Raw genomic sequence first — 19,390 nt, 5'->3', positions numbered from 1 at the left:
GCTGTTGATAGCGACCTTCAGCCGGGAGGATCCTGCGGAATCTGTATCGAGACTCCAGCGGCGCTTAATGCAGTCAGGAAGGGTCGGGAACTGGTCCCTCCCGCCTTTTTTGGCGGCCGAAAAGGACGAAACGCTGTGCGCAATCACACCAATCGCGAGATCAACGCCTTCCCCAATCAAACCACCTGCCGTTAGTCTTCAGCTGATTTGGAGTTCCGCGTGATCCGTGTGTCTTCCCGTCAATGGTGCATGGCATCGGTCAGGTCAACGGATTTGGCCGTCGATCCACCCCAAGAGGCGCTGAGGTCACGGCATCTGGCTGGCGCCCCGCGCCTGTCGGGAAGCCTAAACAATACCCCATGCCCGAAACCTCCCCCTTCCCGTCATCTCGCGCAGGCCGAGTTCCTCGACAATCCGTAGCGCCGCTCGAGGCGTCACGGCAAGTTCTTTCGCGATCATGCCTGCCGACACCAGCGGCCGCGAGATCGCCAGTTCTATCAGCTCTGGCAGCTTTGACGAGGCGCGCTTCCCGACCAGCCGGCGTTCCATCGCATGCCGGGCAAGGGTCAACCGATCGTGTTCCTTCAGGCCAAGCTCGGCGACGGCGATGATGCCGGCGAGCAGCGCCAGCAAACGCGTTTCGCGATCGCGATGCCGGCGGCGATCGACGGGAATGGTTTTGAGGCCGACATTGATTGCCGCCAGATGCACTGCGGTGGTCATGCCGGCCTGACGCAGAATGGAAGCGGCAAACAGCCGGCCAAGCCAGGGCGCATGCTGCAGAACTTGCAAATCATTCCAGGCATCAAGAGCAACGATCGCCTGCAGCACCGCCGGCATATCGTTCGTCTGGCGCACCACACCGCGCCATTCCTCCAGCCGCTCGTCCTCGTCCCAGTCGAGATCATAGACCAGCGGATCCTTTTCGCGGCCGCCAACGCGGCTGGGTGCCTTGGCCCGCTCGATCGCAGCATTGGAGCGGGCGAGCAGTGCATCGATGGCGGCAAACTCAGCGTCGAGTGTGCTGGCGCCATCACCGCCGTCCTCCCCCTCCCCTCCTTCGGCTTCATCGACACCCGGCTCGGCACCGTTCGCCGTGGCGCCATCGGTGTCTTGCACCGCAGCCGACACGCCGACAGCGAAGCCGTGCCCACAGAGACTGCGGAGGCCATCGGAGCTGAGGGCCCAGCCCGATGGCTGCGATGCGATCCGCCGCCGGGTGCGCAAAACATCGCGGGCGATGGTCAGTTCGTGGGTCGGCGTGCGAATATCCTTCGTAACGTCATGCAGGACGAGGTCTTCTAGGTGGACGAACTCACCGTCGATCCACAACGAGGCGCAGGCGTCGGTGAAGTGGGAACGTTCGACAAAACCCTCGCCGACCGGCGAACGGGCAATTCGCTCGTCGAGACGGGTCAAGGCGGAGCCGGCATCCGAAATCGGCCGCAGCAGGTTTAAGACGGGCAATCTGGCGAGATCATAAGACATTGAAAACATGGTAAATGATTCTCTAAACAGACACCAGTGGATACTTTGTGTCCGTCACTACATGGTTTCGTGGGTTGGCGCTATAACCATCGATAAGTATCAAGTATCGATAGTGATGGATTTGGCGGCGCAGAACCGCTAAAGTCGGGGCAAGTCACAGCGCCAGAGACCGCCATGCTAGAGCCAAAAGCCCTCCCCTCCCCTGTCGATCCGGTGCATCGCCGCGCCGAGGAACTTGATGCACTCGACGCCATCCTGCCGTTTGCCCGTCGTGATCAGCTAGCCGCATTGCTGACGGACGATGATGTCGCCACCTTAAAACATCTGGCGCAACAGGGCATGGGCGGCAACACGCTCAGGGCGCTCGCTTCCGATCTCGGCTATCTTGAGGCTTGGTGCGCGCTTGCCATCGGCTCTCCCCTGCCCTGGCCGGCGCCGGAGAGCCTGCTGTTGAAATTCGTCGCTCATCATCTCTGGGACCCTGTTGAACGTGCCGAGGATCCGAACCATGGCATGCCGGTCGAGGTCGAGACAGGATTGCGCGCCGAAGGGTTTTTACGGGTCAACGGCCCGCATGCGCCCGACACGGTGCGCCGGCGCCTGACCTCGTGGTCGATCCTGACACGCTGGCGCGGACTAACCGGAGCGTTTTCGGCGCCATCATTGAAGACCGCGCTCCGGCTTGCTGTGCGCGCCGCGCCGCGGCAAAGCCGCCGCAAGAGCAAAAAAGCGGTTACCGGCGATGTCCTGGCAAAGCTCATGGTCACCTGCGCCGGCGATCGTCTGGTCGATGTTCGCGATCGCGCCCTGCTGCTGACCGCCTTCGCTTCCGGCGGCCGCCGACGCTCCGAAATTGCAAGCCTTCGCATCGAGGATCTGATTGACGAGGGGCCGGTGCATGCCGACCCGCAGAATTCCGCCTCCCCTCTCCTGCCCTGCCTGACACTCAACCTCGGCCGCACCAAGACGCCGAATGTAGAAGATAAGGCCCATGCCGTCCTGATCGGCCGTCCGGTCGGGGCTTTGAAGCGATGGATCCAGGAGGCAAAAATTGAGGCAGGGCCAGTCTTCCGTCGTATCGACCAGTGGGGCAACGTCGATCGCCGCGCCTTGACGCCGCAGTCCGTCAATTTCATCCTCAAGGCCCGCTGCAGGAAGGCTGGTCTCGATCCAGAGATATTTTCAGCCCACGGGCTGCGATCTGGTTATCTCACCGAAGCGGCCAACCGCGGCATCCCGCTTCAGGAAGCCATGCAGCAGTCATTTCATAAATCGGTGGCGCAGGCTGCAAGCTACTACAACAATGCAGAACGGAAGAACGGGCGGGCCGCAAGGCTGGTCATTTGACGGATTGACCCTCAAATCGCACCGTTGGCGCAAAAGTTCTACGAGGCAATTCAGGTCGCCGTCATGGAAAGCTGGAAATGTACTTGGTCTGCATCAACGCCAGCCACTGTCATAACGATAGCCTGTGCCGTCAAAATCGCGATAGCCGGAGTTGTCCTCATGACGCGGACCAACTCTGTAACGGTAGCCCGAGTCACCATAGTCGCGATAACCGACATTACCTTCATAGCGCGGGCCGCGGCTGTAGCGATAATCTGCGCCTTCATCATACCGCGGACGGTCCCTGTCCTCGATGAGAGCACCGGCAACCAGTCCGCCGATGAGCCCCGCCGCCAGCCCACCAACGATGGCAGCACTCCTGTCGCCGTGCCGGTGCTCGCGATAATCATGTGCGCTCGCGGAGCCATAGGAAGTGAAGATGCTGCCGGTCGCGACCAATGTAGCAAGTGTCGAGAGAATGATCTTTTTCATCGGCTACTCCATCAGAGCCTGTGTTGGGAGGTAAGGCTCTTTCTGGTTACTTGATGACATTGGCGCGCTGAACAGGCTGTGAATGTTGCGTTTCGCTGCCGTTCATCGACCGTTGGAGTTAAGGCCCCACGCCATCGGCCGCGGTAGAAATCAATCCAGTCATCGACCTTGGGTTAAAGATGGCGTTCCGAACAACCGACGCGGCGAGCCTTTAGGCACACGGCAATGTGAACGCCGCGCGACGCGCCAGCGGACACAGCCGAGCTACCAACATATCGTCCTTGCAATTACGGAATTATACTCCATAAATGCAAGGATGATTGAACGTCGAATATCTACAAAACTGACTGAGTTGATCGATTCGAGCCCCGCCGTTGCGCTCATTGGCCCGCGTCAGGTCGGCAAGACTACGCTGGCTCTCGCCATAGCCGAACAACGCCCATCAATCTATCTCGACCTGGAATCGGATGCCGACCGCGCCAAACTCACCGAGCCGGAGCTATATCTCAGCCAGCATAGCGACAAGCTCGTTATCCTGGATGAGGTTCACCGGCTACCAAATCTTTTTCAGAATTTGCGTGGGCTTATCGATCGGGGCCGGCGAAATGGGAGGAAGGCTGGCCATTTCCTGCTGCTCGGGTCCGCATCCATCGATCTATTGAAACAGTCGGGTGAGACTCTGGCCGGTCGCATCGCCTACCTTGAAATGGGTCCGATCGACGGCCTGGAAGTACCAGTTGATGATCTGAATAAGCTATGGGTGCGAGGCGGCTTCCCTGATAGTTTCCTTGCGGTAAATGATCGTGCAAGCCAGCGCTGGCGGCAGGACTTCATACGAACCTATCTGGAACGAGATATTCCCGTGCTTGGTCCTCGTATTCCTGCCGAGACATTGCGGCGCTTCTGCATAATGCTCGCACATCATCAATCCGGACTTCTGAATGCCGCAGAATTTGCGCGTTCGCTCGGCGTCGATGGCAAGACGGTCGCCTCCTATCTCGATCTCCTGGTTGATCTACTCCTCGTACGACGCCTTGAGCCTTGGCATGCGAATGTTGGCAAGCGCCTTGTCAAATCACCGCGGGTCTATGTTCGCGATAGCGGCATCACCCACACCCTTTTGGGACTGACCACTCAGGAGGACCTGCTTGGACACCCAGTCGCCGGGGCAAGCTGGGAAGGTCTCGTGATCGAGACGTTGATTGCAGCAGCCCCCCCCGGAACTCAGAGCAATTTTTACCGAACATTGGCTGGTGCGGAGATTGACCTCCTTCTGACGCCCCCGGGTGAACGACCTTGGGCTATCGAAATCAAGCGGAGCCTGACGCCGAAACTCGAGAAAGGCTTCTATCTTGCATGCGAAGATCTCGACCCAGCACGACGCATCGTCGTTTACCCTGGGCAGGAAACTTTCCGCCTAAAGCACGATGTGGAAGCAATGCCCCTAGCCTCGATAGGCAAAGCTCTGGTTGACCTTACCTAGCGGGCGTATCGCCTATAGAAGCCCGCTCCAGCATCTCTCTGGGAGGAAGCGCCTCCTCTCTTTGATCATAAAACATACTCGCAAAGGGTCATTTCTTCGCGCATTCCTTATTTGTACAAAGCACCTGAAAAGCAGCCGCAAATACCCATGGCAAGACGACCAGCTTCAAATCAGCCGCCATTACCGAAACGGCTCGTCGGCTACGCCCGCGTCTCGACGGACGATCAGGTCCATGACGCGCAGATGGATGAGTTGCGCGCCGCCCACCTTCTGCGTTCTATCGACCGCTTCGTCGACCTGTCCGGCCTTGCGGTCCCACTTGCGGCCTTTCTATAGCGAGATCGGGCGGCCCTCGATTGATCCAGAACTGATGATCCGCATGCTGATCGTAGGCTACTGCTTCGGCATCCGTTCCGAGCGTCGGCTGTGTGAGGAGGTGCATCTGAACCTCGCCTATCGGTGGTTCTGCCGGCTCGGCCTGGAAGGCGATGTGCCGGATCATTCGACTTTCTCCAAGAACCGGCATGGCCGCTTCCGGGATAGTGATCTGCTGGGCGAGCTATTCGAGACGACAGTAAGGCGTTGCATCGACGAGGGTCTTGTCGGCGGCGAAGGCTTCGCCGTCGATGCGAGCCTGATCAAGGCGGATGCGAACAAGCAACGCTCGGCGGAAGGGTCGGAAACGGTCGACTGGAGTGCGATGGCCGAGACCCGTCGCTCGGTCCAGGAATATCTCGACACGCTCGATGACGCGGCGTGGGGTGCGGCCAGTGAGGTGAAGCCGAAGTTCGAAACGAGGTCTGATCCGGCGGCGCAGTGGACCGGAGCGCAGAAGGGCCATGCCTTCTTCGCTTACGCCACCAACTATCTGATCGATATGAACAATGCCATCATTGTTGACGTCGAAGCGAGCCGGGCGATCCGACAGGCCGAAGTCGGCGCGGCACGCACCATGATCGAACGCACCCAGGATCGCTTCGACCTTTATCCAGAACGGCTGGCCGCCGATAGCGCCTATGGTTCTGCCGAGATGCTGGGCTGGCTGGTGCACGAGCGGGGATAGAGCCGCATATCCCGGTCTTCGACAAGTCCGAGCGGCGCGACGGCACTTTCGAAAAAGCCGACTTTGTCTACGACCAGAAACGCGATCTCTATACCTGCCCTGGCGGCAAGGAGTTACGCTCGCAACAGATCACCCACAAAAATGAGCGTCCGCTTGTCGACGAGGATGGCATGGTATGCTACCGAGTCAGCGAGCACGACTGCGATCCCTGCGCCCTGAAACCCAAATGCTGCCCGAACACCCCGGCGCGCAAAATACCACGCTCCATCCATGAGGGCGCTCGCGACATGGCTCGCGATATCGCCAAAACGGAAGCCTATGTCACTTCGAGGCGGGAGAGGAAAAAGGTCGAGATGCTCTTTGCTCACCTCAAACGCATCCTCAGATTGGATCGCTTGCGACTACGAGGGCCGAATGGAGCTAGAGATGAGTTCCACCTCGCAGCCGCAGCCCAAAACCTCCGGAAACTCGCAAAGCTAATCCCGACGCCGATGCCGAAACCAGCACAAAGGGAGCTACACCTTGGCGCGCCAGCCGCAATCCAGATGCTGCCGCACGATCTCGACGCGACTTTATCAAAGGTATCTGCCCAAAGCGGCCGTTGCTCAAACGGGGGCAGCAACCTTACGGCTCGGTAGGAGATACCAAAAGACAGAAGTCAAAACGACTGCACCGCCCAGAAGCACTGGTAGCGTGATCTCCTCGCTGTAGAAAATCCAGACCCATATTGGGCCAAGGATGACATCAAGCATGGATAATAGTCCGGCTTCACCTGAACCAACCCGGCGAGAGCCAAGCAACAAAAGCACATAACCAATGCCGGTCGTGAAAATCCCATAGAAAGCGCATGCGAGGAGTTGTGTCGATGTCGGTATCGAATACTGCATGAGCGGAAGGGCGATGCAAAAGCAGGCCAACGCGGCCAAGACCGTCATCATCGTCGAATCCATGCTTGGAAACCGTTTGGCAATGACAATCTGCGTGGCGCATCCAGCCGTCATGATAAAAGCAGCCAGGATGCCAAGAAGGTCGTTTGCCGACATAGCTGCTCCGACCGAAATAACTACTCCCAGGAAAGCTAGACAGCCAGCGATCACGAAGCGGTATGTCACGGGGTCGTGCAGCCATAAGAAAGCGATCCCGGTCGCTACAAACGGAAGCGTGGCGTACACCGTCATGACATTCGCGACGGTCGTCCACTGTAAAGACGCAATATAGGTGATCGCCGCTACTGTAGAAACGACACATGCAACCACACCAGGCATGCCGAAAGTCCCTTTAACACCTTTCTTCGTCCATCTTCGGCGGATCAATACAAATGCGCCAAGCGTGACGAATGAGAAGGCCGACCGCCAAGCGACCATTGACCAGACATCCATGTCGGCGATGCGCACAAAAAGCCCGGCCGTGCTCCACAAAACAGCAGAAGAAATCACGAGATGGATGCCGACAAGCCTACTGCGTGCTATGCTCATATGAGGTAACTCCGTGGAGAGAGATGTGCATAAACAACCTAGTAGACGATTGGTCTAGTTATGGATGGTCAATCTGCGACGCGTGAACGCCTCATTTCCGAAGGTATGCGGCAATTGCTGGCGCATGGCTATGACGGTGTGGGGATCGGCCCGATCCTGAAGGCCGTCGATGTCCCGAAAGGGTCCTTCTATTATTTCTTTCAGAGCAAGGATGACTTCGTCGTAGCGGTCGTCGAAGCGTATGAGGAGAAGTACCGGCAGGTGCGGGAGAAATTCTTCACTGACATGTCGCTCCGTCCGCTGGCCCGCCTCGATGCCTATTTCGCAGCTCTTGAACAAGAGTATAAGGCGGCCGCCCCATATGCAGGGTGCATTTACGGTATGATTGCCCAAAGCGCTGCAGGCCGGAGCGCAGTCGTTCTCGATGCGCTCGCCGCTTCATTCGAACGCTGGGAGAAAAGTATTCAAGGGGTGCTGGCCGCTGCGCAGCAGGATGGCGATATCGACAGTGACGAGAACATCAATGATCTAACAGCGAGTATCGTGGACGCTTACGAGGGGGCGCTCATTCGAGCTAAAGCCAAGGATGGTGTGTTGGCATTCACCCGCTTCCGTGAAATCGGGCTGAAACGTTTGATTTCGCCCACGAAGCTAAATGTCCGCTAGTCGCATTCAGCCAATCCGGAAGATTCCAATGATCCTGGCAGGTAATAAAGTGGTATCATTTCAACGAAATTGATTCCGCGTAATCAAGCTGATCGACATCCCCATTCAGAGGCGAAAGGGCATCTGCCTTTTCGGTGGCCAACGCGCCGGTGACGCAGCGTGTGCTCCCCGTTCCTGGAGTGCAGGACCTTCTTGGGAAGCCACATTCACGGTCGTCTTCGATTAACGCGGTTCCTCGAGAGAACGTGATCTCCGAGGCGATTAGTTCCCACAGATTCCCTCTCAAAACTGCGAGTAGACGATATTGGATCTTTCGCCTATCGATTGCTTATGAAATCGTCGCTCGATCATATGCCGCTTCGCAAGCAACGAGAACTCGGCCGGGTCCTTGAAATCCTCCACGAGGAATTCGAGGACGCGCTGAAAGAAGGCACGGCCGATTTCAAGAAGCGCGGCAGGATCTTGAAGATCATCCTATTCGGCTCCTATGCCAAGGGCGGCTGGGTCGATGAACCCTTCACCATGAAAGGGTATCGCTCCGATTTCGATCTCTTGATCATCGTCAACAACCGCAAGCTCTGCGAGTTTACCGAGTACTGGCACAAGGCAGCCGACCGGCTGATCCACGAAGCCTCGATCGAAACGCCGGTGAGCTTCATCGTCCATTCCAGGCGCGAGGTGAATACCTACCTCAAGGAAGGGCAGTATTTCTTCTCAGACATTCGCAAGGAGGGCATCGTTCTCTACGAACTGGACGATGAAGCGCTGGCGGAGCCCAAGCCGCTTTCGATGGAAGATCGGCTCCGCCTCGCAAAGGAGCATTTTGACCAAAGGTTTGCCGAAGCCACGACCATTCTCGAGACAGCTAGATTTCAACTCGGAAAGTCAGAGAGGGTCGCGGACGCCTGGACAAATTGGTCGGCATTCAGCCTGCATCAATCACTCGAACAGGCCTACTCCTGCGTCTTGCTCACTCTGACCAATTACGGCCCACCATCGCACAACATCAAGTTCCTGCGCTCGCTCGCCGAGGAGCAAGACCGTCGCCTAGCCGAAGCCTTTCCGCGTGACCAGCATAGGGAGCGCGCCTGGTTTAACACACTAAATGAGGCGTATGTTAAGGCGCGCTATTCGAAACATTATGAGATCAGTGAGGAGGCTCTCACCTGGCTCGGCGAGCGGACGACCGTGCTGCTCGAATTGGTGAAGGTCATTTGCTCCGAACATCTCGAAAAGCTGAAACGGGACAGCCGCTAAGGATCCGGGCTGCATGGCTCACGCTACTCAATCGGTGCCGCCGCTGGCTTTAAGGCACCGGATTGTGATGGGGTAATGCCAGGCTCGTTCGACAAACTTTAATGCTTCAATCGGCCGCCCGAGGGTACCCGCCCGAAGAACTCGCAAAGCTCGGCCAGCGGGCCGGCTTTGCGAGGTATTCAAGTCAGTTGCCTTACGGATAGGACAGCACCGAACTAAAGCCGGATACCGCCTATTGTGAAACCACCGTCGACAGTGATTTCCTGTCCGGTGACGAAACTGGCGTCCTCGGAAAGCAACCACGCCACGGTGCCCGCGACGTCTTCTGATCTGCCGTTACGGCGAAGAGGCGTGTGACTGGCGAGGCGAGCCGCGAAGACAGGGTCGATGACGTCATCGGCCATCGGCGTCAGGATGATGCCAGGGTTTATGGCGTTGACGCGGATGTTCCGTGGGCCTTGTTCCACCGCAAGGGTGCGCATCATCGCCTGCAGGGCACCCTTCGTGCCGGCATAGGCTCCGGCGCCGGGCATCACGCCACCAGCCGTCCAGGAGGCGTTGATGAGGATCGCACCATCGGCCAGAAACGGCAGGCATTGCTTGATGGTGAAAAAGGTGCCGCGCAGATTGGTGGCGATAAGCGCGTCGAATTCGTCCGCTTCGGTGACAGCCAATGGCTTGAACTCCCCAAGCACGCCGGCGTTGGCGAAGAGGGCATCCAGTTTGCCGAAGCGAGTTATCGTCGTCTGGACGGCCGCGGCAACCGCATCGTTGTCGGCGATATCGCAGGCAATCGCAATGACTGTGCCGCCAGCGGCCTCGATCTCCGACTGCAATTGGCCGATAGGCTCGGGCCGGCGTCCAATGAGAGCGACCTGGCCACCCTCTTCGACCAATCGAAGCGCGGCAGCCCGCCCCATGCCCGTTCCCGCCCCGGTAATGAGGACCGTTTTGCCCGTGAATCTGTTCTGCGCCATGTCGTGCTCCTTGTTTGCAGCGTCACGGGGAGTTGTATTTCGCCCATACAAATGGATAATCGCGAAAATAATATCATCATTTAAAAGCAGAGCTATCGAATGGGCCTATTCCGATCCATGCAGGTATTCGTGACAACGGTGCAAGAGGGCTCGATGAGTGCCGCCTCCGGCAAGCTCGGGATGTCACCGGCAATGGTTGGGCAGCATGTGGCAGCACTTGAGGAGCGCCTCGGAACGCGTCTTCTGAACAGGACGACCCGCCGTCAGAGCCTGACGGATTTCGGCGCCAGCTATGTCGAACAGTGCCGAGATATTCTGGAGCGCGTGGCGATTGCCGATCAGGATGCCGAGGCTTTGCAAGCAGAGCCTCGTGGCAAGCTGAAGATGACGGCTCCGACGACGTTCGGCGCAGAGATGCTGATGCCGAGACTGCAGCGCTACCGCGCGCTTGCCCCGGATGTCACGCTGGATATCACCTTGACGGATCGCAATGTCGATATTGTCGACGAAGGATTCGATATTGCCTTCCGTATCGGCGAGTTGCCCGATAGCCGCTTGATCGCGCGCCGTCTTGCCCCTTACCAGATGATGATCTGCGCTGCACCAGACTACCTTGCTCGAAGGGGCATACCAGGTCATCCAAGTGACCTGGCCAACCATGATGCCATCGGCTTTGCCCCGGCAGCGCGGTCACCATGGAAGCTGGCGAACGGCGACGTTAAGGTCGAAGTCATTCCGCGGATGTCGATCACCGTCAATAGCGGTCAGGCCGTCCGCATGGCCGCGCGCGCGGGCCTGGGAGTGATCATGCAGCCATCCATTCTGCTGCGTTCAGATGTCGAGGCAGGCCTGCTGGTTCAACTCTTTCCAGACTGGCATCTCCGCGAGCGACCGATGTCGCTTATCTATCATCGCGATCGCCGCATGACGCCGCGCCTGCGCAGCGTCATCTCGTTTGCCATTTCAGAATTCGGCGCGACATCCGAATGGCGGGAAGATCCCCATTCCTAATGACCCGTCGTGGCGGGCTGGTCAGCCGACGGCTATCGGACTGGCGCTGCTTTCTCGGACGAACCGATCGACCACCGTTTTCGGCACTGACCAAGCGGCTGTTGTGATAAGCGGAATTCCTCTCGCTCGGCGGGGCGCCTTTACGTCCGAACAAGAGCCATCGATTGCCCAACGCGACGATCGCCATACAGCGGGAACAGCAGCACCACTTGGAACGTTTAGAGAACGAATTCAGGAGGCCGCTATGAGTGACAATCCGAAAACGAAGACATCATCCAACACAGAGAAAGACCCCGACGATTGGGTCAGCGGCGACGAGCCGATGACCGGCGCGCAACGGTCCTATCTGAAGACCTTGTCGGAACAGGCGCACCGGCCTGAAGCCTATGCCGAGGATCTGACCAAGGCCGAAGCGTCCAAGCGGATCGACGAACTCAAGCAGTCGCTCGATTTGGAATGAGCGGCCGCCTTGTCGTAGCCGATTGATTGAGGCCGAACGCCGAGGGCAGACTTTTGCGCCCCACTGTATTCCGATTGCGCAACGGCAAAAGGGCTGCTGCAACGCGAACCAGTCCGCGTGATTTTTGGTGCACAAAGGATTTACGCCGTTGGCCAGCGTGGTGGTCGCTGCGAGCACGCTCGCCGATCTTGGTTCCGGCGGCGGCCCGATAGTAGATCTCAGTTACCCGAAAGCGGCCACCGCCGCATTCGCATTGGCGATGACGTGATCGCGATCTTCAACATCTCACGAACCTCGCATCCCCAGGCCCGGCCGCGTATTCCTTCACCAGCACTGTCAAAGAAGACAAGCCTGGCATTTCATTGCGCGCACTGGGATGGTGTAGGTGACCCCATCGCGACCGGACTTTGCCTGCTGCGGTCGAACATGCCCGCGAACTGGTTATACTCGAAACCTCGACAAGCCCCATAATCGCATCATCTCAGCTGGAGCCGAGATATCAGCCGGGATCACATAGGGGTCTGCAGATCGTAGTGTTGTGACGCTCTTGCGTTTCTTGATCGGAAGCCCGTGGCCCATGTTGCTGACCGAATAGAGGGCCACTTTCCTCTCGCCGGTCACTTTCCACGACTGCAAGCTGCCCCATGGTTTTTTCTCCAAGCGGCCGCTGCTTTCTACAATGCCCTGAACTTCGAGCCACTGAGCAACACAAGCGAGCGCATTGGCGGGCTTGACCACCCGGTCTTCCATGCCCTGCCAGATGGTTATCGGAGGCCATGCCCTGACTTCTGGCGAAATCTCGGCGATCGGCCGTCCCCATCCGCCCGGTGGCGGCGTCGCACCTGACTTCATCGCGCGCAGGGCCGACATCGCGTCGCGGACAGATCCGAACGGCATGCCGGCGATGATTGCGGCGCCGGCAAACAGTGAGGGATAGATCGCGACAAGTGCGCCCGTCATCGCCCCGCCGGCGGACAGCCCCGCGATGAAGATCCTCGACCGGTCGATGCGATGTCGCTCGCATAGGTGCTCGATCATCTGCTTGATCGAACGGACCTCGCCGCGGTCTCGCGCGACGGCACTTGGTCGAAACCAGTTGAAGCAATCTTGCGAATTGTTTGCTCTCTTCTGCTGTGGATAGAGAAGAACGAAACCGCGCTCTTTCGCGAGCTTGGAAAAGCCCGCCGCGGCATCCAGGCTTTCAGGAGTCTGATGGCATCCGTGAAGCAAGACGACAAGCGCAGGGTTCTTCGGCAGCCGCGACGTCGGAACGAAGGATTTCATCACCAGGCGGCCCGGGTTGCTTCCAAACGCGGTTGTCTCGACCAAAATCGGTTTCGCGGGACGGGGCGTTGAACGTTTCGTTTTGCGTCGGGTCTTTGCGACAGCTTTCTCGATCCGTTTGCTGATTTTCTTTTGGGCTCTGAGGACCCTCAATAGCGATCTGCCGAAACTGAGCTTCATGGGTCGATGTTCTCAACCCGACAAAGGAGCGCTCGCAGACCTGGCCGGGCTGCCTCGCGCATGGCATCCTTCAGTGGGAACCAATGTGTTTTACGGATGCTTTTCTCCGGAAACTCGTCCGCGATGCGCGACACCTGGAGAAGATGGACGGACACATGGTAGTGGTTGGGACCCGTGTCCTTTCGATACGAAAAGGAACCGAACCCGGTCGTGTCGACGAGGCCCACCACTCCGGCTTCCTCGAAGGCCTCTCTGAGCGCCGCAGCGCTGGTGATTTCACCATACTCGACGCGCCCTTTCGGAATGCCCCAGCGACCGTTCCGTCGGCTGCCTACAAAAAGAATTTCAAGTCCACCGCCTTCGGTCCGACGATAGCAAAGAGCACCAGCCTGCGCGACATCGCGACCAGACAGGGTGTTCGTAAGTTCCGTCTGGTCGTTTTCGTTGAGCATTGTCCGCCTCCGGTTTCGAAGCCCGCGCACGCTAGCGGGGCTGCCTTCAAGAGTCCAGTTTGCTTGATGACCTCTGGTGGCACTCTCGAGTTGCGCCTTTTTGGGCTTTTCTGCCAGCGGCATGCACGCGACTTAAATCAATGTTCACGCATGTATTCCATGGTGATTGTGCTTGGCCGGCAGTTTCCCCAACCGGATAATTTCGAAACCAGGCCCGGCACGATGCACGAGGCACGCATGACACCCAAGTCGTCTTCAATGAGCAGCTCGGAGCGGCGCATGCCGTTCACGGTGGTGAAATTTGCCGAGGCGACGAAATTATCCCTGATCTCGATCGACAGCCACGGAGATATCGAGTTCGTCAATCCCTCCGCCTGCGCGCTGTTCGGCTACACCAAAGGCGAGATGATCGGAAAGCCCATCACTATCATCATCCCGGAGCGGATGCGGGGCGCCCACATGGCAGGGCTGCAAAAAGTGTCGGCGGGGCAAAAGCCAAATCTCGGTGGCAGGCCGGTCGAGGTGTCGGCGGTCAGGAAGGACGGCACGGAGTTTCCGATCGAAATCACCCTGTCGACCTGGCGTGGCAAACGCGGCTTCTGTGCCGGCGCCGTCATCACCGATATTTCAGAGCGACGGGAGAAGGAAGGGCGACTGTTGCGCCTGGCAAGCCAGGATACCCTGACGGGACTGCTTAATCGTCATCGCTTTTCCGCGCTGCTTGCCGATACGCTTGCTGCGGGAAACGCTGCCGCCATCATGCTCTTGGACCTGGATGGCTTCAAGGAAGTCAACGACACGCACGGACATTTGGTCGGCGATTGCCTTTTGCAGGCCGTCGGTGTCAGGCTCCCATACACGCTGCGTCCTGACGCTCATATTGCACGTGTCGGCGGCGACGAATTTGCGGTGCTGTTGCAGGATGTAAGCGACCCGCGTGCGGTTTATGCCCAAGCCGATGCTATCCTCCAGGCATTTGCAAAGCCGTTTGAACTCGGCGGACATGTCCTGGAACTCGGCACCAGCATCGGCTTTGCTCTTTCACCGGCCCACGGGGTGGAAGCCGAAGAGCTGATTGCCAGTGCCGACTACGCCCTGTATCGAGCGAAAGCCGCAGGCGGACACTCGATCCGGATGTATGACGCCACCATGCGGAGCGAGACGTCGGCGCGGCGCGAACTGCGCGATGAGCTTCTTGCCGGGATGCGTCAAGGTGAGCTGGAGCTCTTCTATCAGCCCCAGGTCAGACTCTCCGACGGTAAAATCATCGGGCTTGAAGCATTGATCCGTTGGCATCATCCCACCCGGGGCCTGCTGACGCCCGGAGCCTTTCTTCCTGCTCTCGATCAGAGCGCATTGGCTCTGGATATTGGCTGGTGGACGCTTGACGAAGCAGCAAAGCGCGCCAGCGAACTGCAGGCGTCAGGCTACAAAATCAAGATCGGCGTCAACCTCTTCCCGGGGCAACTCCGCGGCCCCAATCTCATCCACAAAGTGGCCAACGCACTTCAAAGGCACTCCCTTGCACCCGAGGGACTGGAGCTCGAAGTCACCGAAACGATCGCACTTGCCGATGACGATCGTTCTCTGGAGGCGATGACGGCCCTGCGGGAGCTTGGCGTTGGCATCGCCTTCGACGACTTCGGAACGGGATATGCTTCGCTCAGTTCCTTGCAGCGCTATCCACTGACGACGCTGAAGATCGATCGCGGTTTCATCCAGCAGATTCGCAGCAGGCCGAACGATGCTGCGATCACACGCGCACTGATCGGGCTCAGCCGAGACATGGGACTGGACACCGTCGCAGAAGGCATTGAAACCCGCGAACAGGAGGAGGCTCTCTTGGCCTTGGGTTGCCCATATGGCCAAGGCTACCTCTTCGGTCGGCCTATGCCGTTCAGCGCGGCCGTCGGTGTCATCGAGCAGAATGCAGCATCCACCCCGCCCAAAGCTGACTGCATTTGATGCTGTCCCGCGATGCATCCGACGCTTCGCCTTGACAGCTATGGCGTGCCGGGAAACCCCGGCGTCAGCAGTTTTGACCATCGCCGCGAGCGATTTTAGTTGCCGCGGCGGCGCGATAGTAGATTTCAGTCACCCGAAACCGACCCTCGAGGCGTTTGCACTGGACGATGACGTCGATCGCGATCTTCAGCATCGCGCGTATGTCGTTTCGCTCCAGGTCTCTCCCACCTTCGGATTCCTTCACCAGCAGAGTCAGCTGTTCGAATGCAAGGTCGGCGGAGTCGGCATGCACCGTTGTGATCGAACCCGGATGGCCTGAGTTCACATTGCGAATGTAGTAGAACGCGGTGCCGTCGCGCAGCTCCTGCAGAAGAATGCGATCCGGCCGCATGCGCAGGCAGGATTCGAGCAGATCCTTCGCCCCGACTTTTGCCAGCCCTTGGCCGCCCTTGGAGTAGAAGAGACGGACGTGGTTCGGCTGCGGGATGACGAGCTCCGGCGTGTCTTCAATCGAGATGATGCGTTCGCTCGACGGGATATGGCGAACCAAGGCTTTCGAGAGCGTCGTCTTGCCGGATCCTGTCGCCCCGGAGATGATGATGTTCTTGCGTGCGTAGACGGCCTCTCGCAGAAATGCCTGGTAGGACCCCGTTCTATAGAATTCCAGAAGCCTCCGGTCGGCCGAGGAGATGTCCGCCTCTTGCCTCGCAACCTCGGCGAACAAGCCGCCCTGGTCAAGATCGTTGAGGCTGAGCGACACGGAAGACGGTTTTCTGATCGTGATGCTGACGGTTCCCTTCGTCGTAGCGGGCGGGATGACGATCTGGATCCGCTCGTCGCCGGGCAGCGTTGCCGAGAGGATGGGCCGGGTTTCGTCGATCGACTGGTTGGAAAAGCTTGCGACAGCGCGCGCCAGACGCATCAGCTTGTCGAACGACAGCTCCGGCAGATCATGGGCCTGCCACCCGGCCGTGCCCTCGGTGACCACCTGGGTCGGCCAGTTGACGATGATCTCATAGAGGGATTTGTCGCGCAGGAAGGGCGACAGGGGTGCCAACAGCTCTCGCACGACGCCTGAATCGGCTCCCTCTGTCATGGCGGGCTATTTCGTGACCAGGGTCGAGGCTGGCGCGAAGTCCCCGAGAACCGCCCGATCGTAGACTCGGTTGCGCGGTTCCGTCACGCGGAGGCGATAGACGCTCGAGAAATCGAGATCACGCGCAACGAAGATCGAGACGAGCTCCCCTTGATGCTTCAATAGCGTCGGCGCAATGTTGATCGACTGCTCGACGGCGATGGTCGCGGCCTGCTTGCCGGCGCTCGTCGTGTTGTCTGCATCGACATCGCTGTCCTGCAGCTGGCTGTTGACGTAGGAGGTGGCGTCGCCGACGATCGACAACAGGATCGCGCTGCCGAAACGCTCCCACCAATGGGTATCGACGTAACCGTCGACTCCGGCACGCCCAAGGGCGTCGGTTGCCGGCGACGCCAGGGTGATGATCACCCCCTTGGGCGTCTTTGCCCGGTTCCAGAGCACAAACACGCGCTTCTGGCCGCGGCGAAGGCCGCCGCGATATTCGCCGACCACCTGCGTGCCCTTCTCCATCAGCACGACCCGGCCGTTATCCGACAGGACGTCGCGGCTGATGACACAGCTCGTGAACCCGGGTTGGTCCGACGACAGTGCCGTCTCCAGAACGCATGGAATGGAGGTTCCCATGGCGACGATGAAGTCGCGATTCCCAAGCGTGCCGGCGCGCGAGCCCTGCAGCTGGGTCGGCGTCAACAGCCGATTGAAGCGCTGGTCCTCGTTTTCGGCCTGGGCACCAGGACCGCCCGAGTTGCTCCCGAGCGGAACGTAATTTGACGCGGTATCGGCGCTGGCGTCCTGGTCTCGAGAATGAGACGGAGAGGATTGCTTCCCACCATAGGCGATGACCGGCGCGCGTCGGGCAGCGTCGAGAAGCTTCTCGTCCTCGCCCGCCTGTTCGGGCATCCCGGGTGTTGGCAGCAGCGTTTCCGGCGGCGTGGCGACCGGTTGGACCGGTTCCTTCGCCGGCTCGAAATCCGACGTCTGCCGGATGACGACGCGTTCGGGCTGGATGCCATCTACGGGCTTATCCTGGCCGCGCATCGACCAGAGGGCAAAGCCAACGAAGGCGACGATGGCGAGCGCCACCGCACCGCGTCTCACCGTCGGATTGCTGTCGAGACCGCGGCCCGTCGTCGTTTCGGCGCGCTCACCGGGAATGTGGGTGCTGTCTTCCTCGGCCATGGCGTCCTCCTATTGTCCTGCCACAGCCTGCGTCTTCACGACGCGCTCGACAGAGGGTGAGGTCGTATTCGTATCGGGATCGATGCCGATACGGTCATAGGCCTCGTTGAAGACGCAGAGGACGTCGCCTCCCCTGCGCAGGATGAACTTGCGGCTGATCGCGTGCACCAGCACCAGGTTGTTCTCGACGGACTTCGGCACGAGGCTCTCGCTGCCGTCGGAATTTTCCATGTAGATCGCCGGCATTTCCTGGTTGCCGGCAAAGGAAAAGGTCGTGACCTTGCCATTGTCGTAGACGGCCTGCGGTTCAAGTGCCGAGGTCCCTTGAGCCGAATAGCGCCAGTTGCGTGGCCCATAGGCCTCGTGGAGAGCCAGAACCTTGTCAGCTTCTCCGGCCTGAGCTGCTTGCGCGCGGGCAGCGGTCTCCAGCTTCCGGCGTTCGGCCTCGTCGGCGGGATAGCGATACTTCACATAGAAGTAGGTGTTCTGCCCGGCCTCGACGCTGCCATCGCGCACCGTCAGCTCCATCTGGTAGCTGCGGGTCGAGCCATCCCGCCTGGTCGTGACGACCGAGATGTTCGTCACCGGCTGGTTTTCGCGGGGTTTTAAAAACAGGATGTTGCCGGCCGGCGCCACTTCCCACGCGACGCTGTTGCCGAGTGCCACATGGGCGATCTCCTCATCGGCGGCGAACTCTATCTGCACCGAAGACCGCAACGTGCCGACGATCTTGGTGATGTTATAGGGCTGGTAGTCGATGAAACGGACGCGGCTATCCTGCGATGCGCCTCGCGGGATATCGAGCGCCAGCGCGGTCGTGGTGAGTCCTGCGGTCACCGTCAGGGCGATGAGGAAACTCTGCTTCAATTGATGGCCTCCGGATCGGCGCGATATTCGCTGACGGCAAAACCAAGCGGATTGGTCAGCCGGTCGGTCGAGGACATCGGCGCGTTGACATAAGAAAAGGTGAGCGTCGCCACCCAGTGGGTGGTCCGGACGTCGTCACCACGCGTGACGGTCCTGGTATAGCGCACCGATACGACATTGGCGTTGATCAGCGAGATCGAGACGATGTCGACGCGTGCCGTCGCGCCGCGGCCATAGATATTCTGCGGAGAGTCCGGATTGCCGCCTCGGTAGATCGCCGCAAAACGCGTCTGCTCCGGCTGGGTCGAGAGCAGAGCGACGGTGCGAAAATTCTCCTCGGCCTCGCTCCAGACATAGGCTTCCCGCGCACGCACATATTTGGCGGCGAAATACTTGGTCACCGCCTCGTCGTAGCTGCCGGCAGTCGACGTCAGCGCCGAGACGACGTCGACGATGCCGGTCGAATTGTCGACCCGAACGACGAAAGGCTCGACGGTCTTCAAAGGCGTCAGCCCGGCAACGGCGACGATCGAGGTGGCGGCAAGCACGCTTGCGGCAATCGCGATAGACCAGGCGATGCGCGCCGACCGCTCCACCTGGACCAGCCGATCCTGATCGAAGCGGCGTGCCCTTTCGAAATAGCTCTTCAGACTGTCGGTACTCACGATC

Annotated in this window: 17 protein-coding genes and 2 pseudogenes; 9 read left to right on the top strand and 10 right to left on the bottom strand. The window is 59.3% G+C overall.

What is annotated here, in order from left to right; translation table 11 throughout:
- Window positions 1–345: 345 nt before the first annotated feature.
- Window positions 346–1,497, bottom strand: coding sequence for an RHE_PE00001 family protein (locus NE851_RS00725; protein WP_254955627.1), 1,152 nt, complete (start codon window positions 1,495–1,497; stop codon window positions 346–348).
- A 165-nt stretch (window positions 1,498–1,662) separates the two neighbouring features.
- Here NE851_RS00725 and NE851_RS00720 point away from each other — a divergent pair, with 165 nt between their 5' ends.
- A complete protein-coding gene (locus NE851_RS00720; RefSeq protein ID WP_168332976.1) occupies window positions 1,663–2,835 on the top strand; it encodes a site-specific integrase in 1,173 nt (390 codons plus the stop codon).
- Between the two features lie 93 nt (window positions 2,836–2,928).
- Here the strand turns inward: NE851_RS00720 and NE851_RS00715 are convergent, their stop codons facing one another.
- Window positions 2,929–3,306, bottom strand: a complete 378-nt coding sequence (locus NE851_RS00715; RefSeq protein WP_168332975.1) for a hypothetical protein — start codon at window positions 3,304–3,306, stop codon at window positions 2,929–2,931.
- Window positions 3,307–3,622: 316 nt separating this feature from the next.
- Between NE851_RS00715 and NE851_RS00710 the strand changes: the two genes are divergently transcribed.
- The 3 genes and pseudogenes from NE851_RS00710 to NE851_RS00700 form a co-directional block, all read left to right on the top strand.
- Window positions 3,623–4,789 carry an ATP-binding protein gene (locus NE851_RS00710; protein ID WP_254955621.1) on the top strand — a complete coding sequence of 389 codons (1,167 nt, stop codon included), beginning with the start codon at window positions 3,623–3,625 and terminating at the stop codon, window positions 4,787–4,789.
- Window positions 4,790–4,936: 147 nt separating this feature from the next.
- A pseudogene (locus NE851_RS00705) lies at window positions 4,937–5,053 on the top strand (recombinase family protein); the annotation flags it as partial.
- Window positions 5,033–6,349 (top strand): annotated as a pseudogene (locus NE851_RS00700) (transposase); the annotation flags it as partial. The pseudogenes NE851_RS00705 and NE851_RS00700, both read left to right, overlap by 21 nt.
- 108 nt (window positions 6,350–6,457) lie before the next feature.
- Here the strand turns inward: NE851_RS00700 and NE851_RS00695 are convergent.
- Entirely contained in the window at window positions 6,458–7,327 is an 870-nt protein-coding gene (locus NE851_RS00695; RefSeq protein ID WP_254955619.1) for a DMT family transporter, read from the bottom strand.
- 60 nt (window positions 7,328–7,387) lie between these two features.
- Between NE851_RS00695 and NE851_RS00690 the strand changes: the two genes are divergently transcribed.
- Both NE851_RS00690 and NE851_RS00685 read left to right on the top strand, forming a co-directional pair.
- On the top strand, window positions 7,388–7,993 hold the full coding sequence (locus NE851_RS00690; RefSeq protein ID WP_254955617.1) for a TetR/AcrR family transcriptional regulator: 606 nt from the start codon (window positions 7,388–7,390) through the stop codon (window positions 7,991–7,993).
- A 330-nt stretch (window positions 7,994–8,323) separates the two neighbouring features.
- Entirely contained in the window at window positions 8,324–9,250 is a 927-nt protein-coding gene (locus NE851_RS00685; protein WP_168332974.1) for a nucleotidyltransferase and HEPN domain-containing protein, read from the top strand.
- Between the two features lie 215 nt (window positions 9,251–9,465).
- Here the strand turns inward: NE851_RS00685 and NE851_RS00680 are convergent, their stop codons facing one another.
- Window positions 9,466–10,227, bottom strand: a complete 762-nt coding sequence (locus NE851_RS00680) for an SDR family NAD(P)-dependent oxidoreductase (RefSeq protein WP_168332973.1) — start codon at window positions 10,225–10,227, stop codon at window positions 9,466–9,468.
- Between the two features lie 99 nt (window positions 10,228–10,326).
- Between NE851_RS00680 and NE851_RS00675 the strand changes: the two genes are divergently transcribed.
- The gene (locus tag NE851_RS00675) at window positions 10,327–11,238 is read left to right on the top strand and encodes a LysR family transcriptional regulator (protein ID WP_168332972.1); all 912 of its coding nucleotides are present in this window, start codon (window positions 10,327–10,329) and stop codon (window positions 11,236–11,238) included.
- A gap of 244 nt (window positions 11,239–11,482) precedes the next feature.
- Window positions 11,483–11,698, top strand: coding sequence for a DUF3072 domain-containing protein (locus NE851_RS00670; protein ID WP_097595436.1), 216 nt, complete (start codon window positions 11,483–11,485; stop codon window positions 11,696–11,698).
- A gap of 441 nt (window positions 11,699–12,139) precedes the next feature.
- On the opposite strand, the gene NE851_RS00665 is transcribed toward NE851_RS00670, so the two are convergent.
- Window positions 12,140–13,162: an extracellular catalytic domain type 1 short-chain-length polyhydroxyalkanoate depolymerase gene (locus NE851_RS00665; protein ID WP_168332971.1), complete on the bottom strand. Its 1,023-nt coding sequence runs from the start codon at window positions 13,160–13,162 to the stop codon at window positions 12,140–12,142.
- Entirely contained in the window at window positions 13,159–13,614 is a 456-nt protein-coding gene (locus NE851_RS00660; protein WP_168332970.1) for an NUDIX hydrolase, read from the bottom strand. Before NE851_RS00660 ends, NE851_RS00665 begins: the two co-directional genes overlap by 4 nt.
- 66 nt (window positions 13,615–13,680) lie before the next feature.
- Here NE851_RS00660 and NE851_RS00655 point away from each other — a divergent pair, with 66 nt between their 5' ends.
- On the top strand, window positions 13,681–15,579 hold the full coding sequence (locus tag NE851_RS00655; protein WP_254956332.1) for a putative bifunctional diguanylate cyclase/phosphodiesterase: 1,899 nt from the start codon (window positions 13,681–13,683) through the stop codon (window positions 15,577–15,579).
- Window positions 15,580–15,643: 64 nt separating this feature from the next.
- Here NE851_RS00655 and virB11 read toward each other — a convergent pair whose 3' ends face one another.
- The 4 genes from virB11 to NE851_RS00635 are packed head-to-tail and all read right to left on the bottom strand — an operon-like array spanning window position 15,644 to window position 19,389.
- Window positions 15,644–16,675, bottom strand: coding sequence for a P-type DNA transfer ATPase VirB11 (gene virB11, locus NE851_RS00650; RefSeq protein WP_184389374.1), 1,032 nt, complete (start codon window positions 16,673–16,675; stop codon window positions 15,644–15,646).
- Window positions 16,676–16,681: 6 nt separating this feature from the next.
- Complete coding sequence (gene virB10, locus NE851_RS00645) at window positions 16,682–17,854, bottom strand: type IV secretion system protein VirB10 (RefSeq protein ID WP_097630250.1); 1,173 nt, start codon at window positions 17,852–17,854, stop codon at window positions 16,682–16,684.
- A 9-nt stretch (window positions 17,855–17,863) separates the two neighbouring features.
- Window positions 17,864–18,721 carry a P-type conjugative transfer protein VirB9 gene (virB9, locus tag NE851_RS00640; RefSeq protein WP_097595443.1) on the bottom strand — a complete coding sequence of 286 codons (858 nt, stop codon included), beginning with the start codon at window positions 18,719–18,721 and terminating at the stop codon, window positions 17,864–17,866.
- Window positions 18,718–19,389 carry a VirB8 family type IV secretion system protein gene (locus NE851_RS00635; protein ID WP_254956330.1) on the bottom strand — a complete coding sequence of 224 codons (672 nt, stop codon included), beginning with the start codon at window positions 19,387–19,389 and terminating at the stop codon, window positions 18,718–18,720. Before NE851_RS00635 ends, virB9 begins: the two co-directional genes overlap by 4 nt.
- Between the last annotated feature and the right edge of the window lies 1 nt (window position 19,390).

The organism is Rhizobium anhuiense bv. trifolii, assembly GCF_024346605.1.
GTDB classification, from domain to species: Bacteria; Pseudomonadota; Alphaproteobacteria; order Rhizobiales; family Rhizobiaceae; genus Rhizobium; species Rhizobium anhuiense.
The sequence above is the reverse complement of the archived record's forward strand: the minus strand, read 5'-3'. Positions and strand labels throughout refer to the sequence as shown.

What these genes read in the sequence shown, in the direction of transcription:
- NE851_RS00725 (WP_254955627.1), bottom strand. Translation starts at nt 1,497, where the DNA reads ATGTTTTCAATGTCTTATGATCTCGCCAGATTGCCCGTCTTAAACCTG.
- NE851_RS00695 (WP_254955619.1), bottom strand. Translation starts at nt 7,327, where the DNA reads ATGAGCATAGCACGCAGTAGGCTTGTCGGCATCCATCTCGTGATTTCT.
- NE851_RS00685 (WP_168332974.1), top strand. Translation starts at nt 8,324, where the DNA reads ATGAAATCGTCGCTCGATCATATGCCGCTTCGCAAGCAACGAGAACTC.
- NE851_RS00715 (WP_168332975.1), bottom strand. Translation starts at nt 3,306, where the DNA reads ATGAAAAAGATCATTCTCTCGACACTTGCTACATTGGTCGCGACCGGC.
- NE851_RS00675 (WP_168332972.1), top strand. Translation starts at nt 10,327, where the DNA reads ATGGGCCTATTCCGATCCATGCAGGTATTCGTGACAACGGTGCAAGAG.
- NE851_RS00670 (WP_097595436.1), top strand. Translation starts at nt 11,483, where the DNA reads ATGAGTGACAATCCGAAAACGAAGACATCATCCAACACAGAGAAAGAC.
- NE851_RS00680 (WP_168332973.1), bottom strand. Translation starts at nt 10,227, where the DNA reads ATGGCGCAGAACAGATTCACGGGCAAAACGGTCCTCATTACCGGGGCG.
- virB11 (WP_184389374.1), bottom strand. Translation starts at nt 16,675, where the DNA reads ATGACAGAGGGAGCCGATTCAGGCGTCGTGCGAGAGCTGTTGGCACCC.
- NE851_RS00665 (WP_168332971.1), bottom strand. Translation starts at nt 13,162, where the DNA reads ATGAAGCTCAGTTTCGGCAGATCGCTATTGAGGGTCCTCAGAGCCCAA.
- NE851_RS00660 (WP_168332970.1), bottom strand. Translation starts at nt 13,614, where the DNA reads ATGCTCAACGAAAACGACCAGACGGAACTTACGAACACCCTGTCTGGT.
- NE851_RS00710 (WP_254955621.1), top strand. Translation starts at nt 3,623, where the DNA reads ATGATTGAACGTCGAATATCTACAAAACTGACTGAGTTGATCGATTCG.
- NE851_RS00690 (WP_254955617.1), top strand. Translation starts at nt 7,388, where the DNA reads ATGGATGGTCAATCTGCGACGCGTGAACGCCTCATTTCCGAAGGTATG.
- virB10 (WP_097630250.1), bottom strand. Translation starts at nt 17,854, where the DNA reads ATGGCCGAGGAAGACAGCACCCACATTCCCGGTGAGCGCGCCGAAACG.
- NE851_RS00655 (WP_254956332.1), top strand. Translation starts at nt 13,681, where the DNA reads ATGACCTCTGGTGGCACTCTCGAGTTGCGCCTTTTTGGGCTTTTCTGC.
- NE851_RS00720 (WP_168332976.1), top strand. Translation starts at nt 1,663, where the DNA reads ATGCTAGAGCCAAAAGCCCTCCCCTCCCCTGTCGATCCGGTGCATCGC.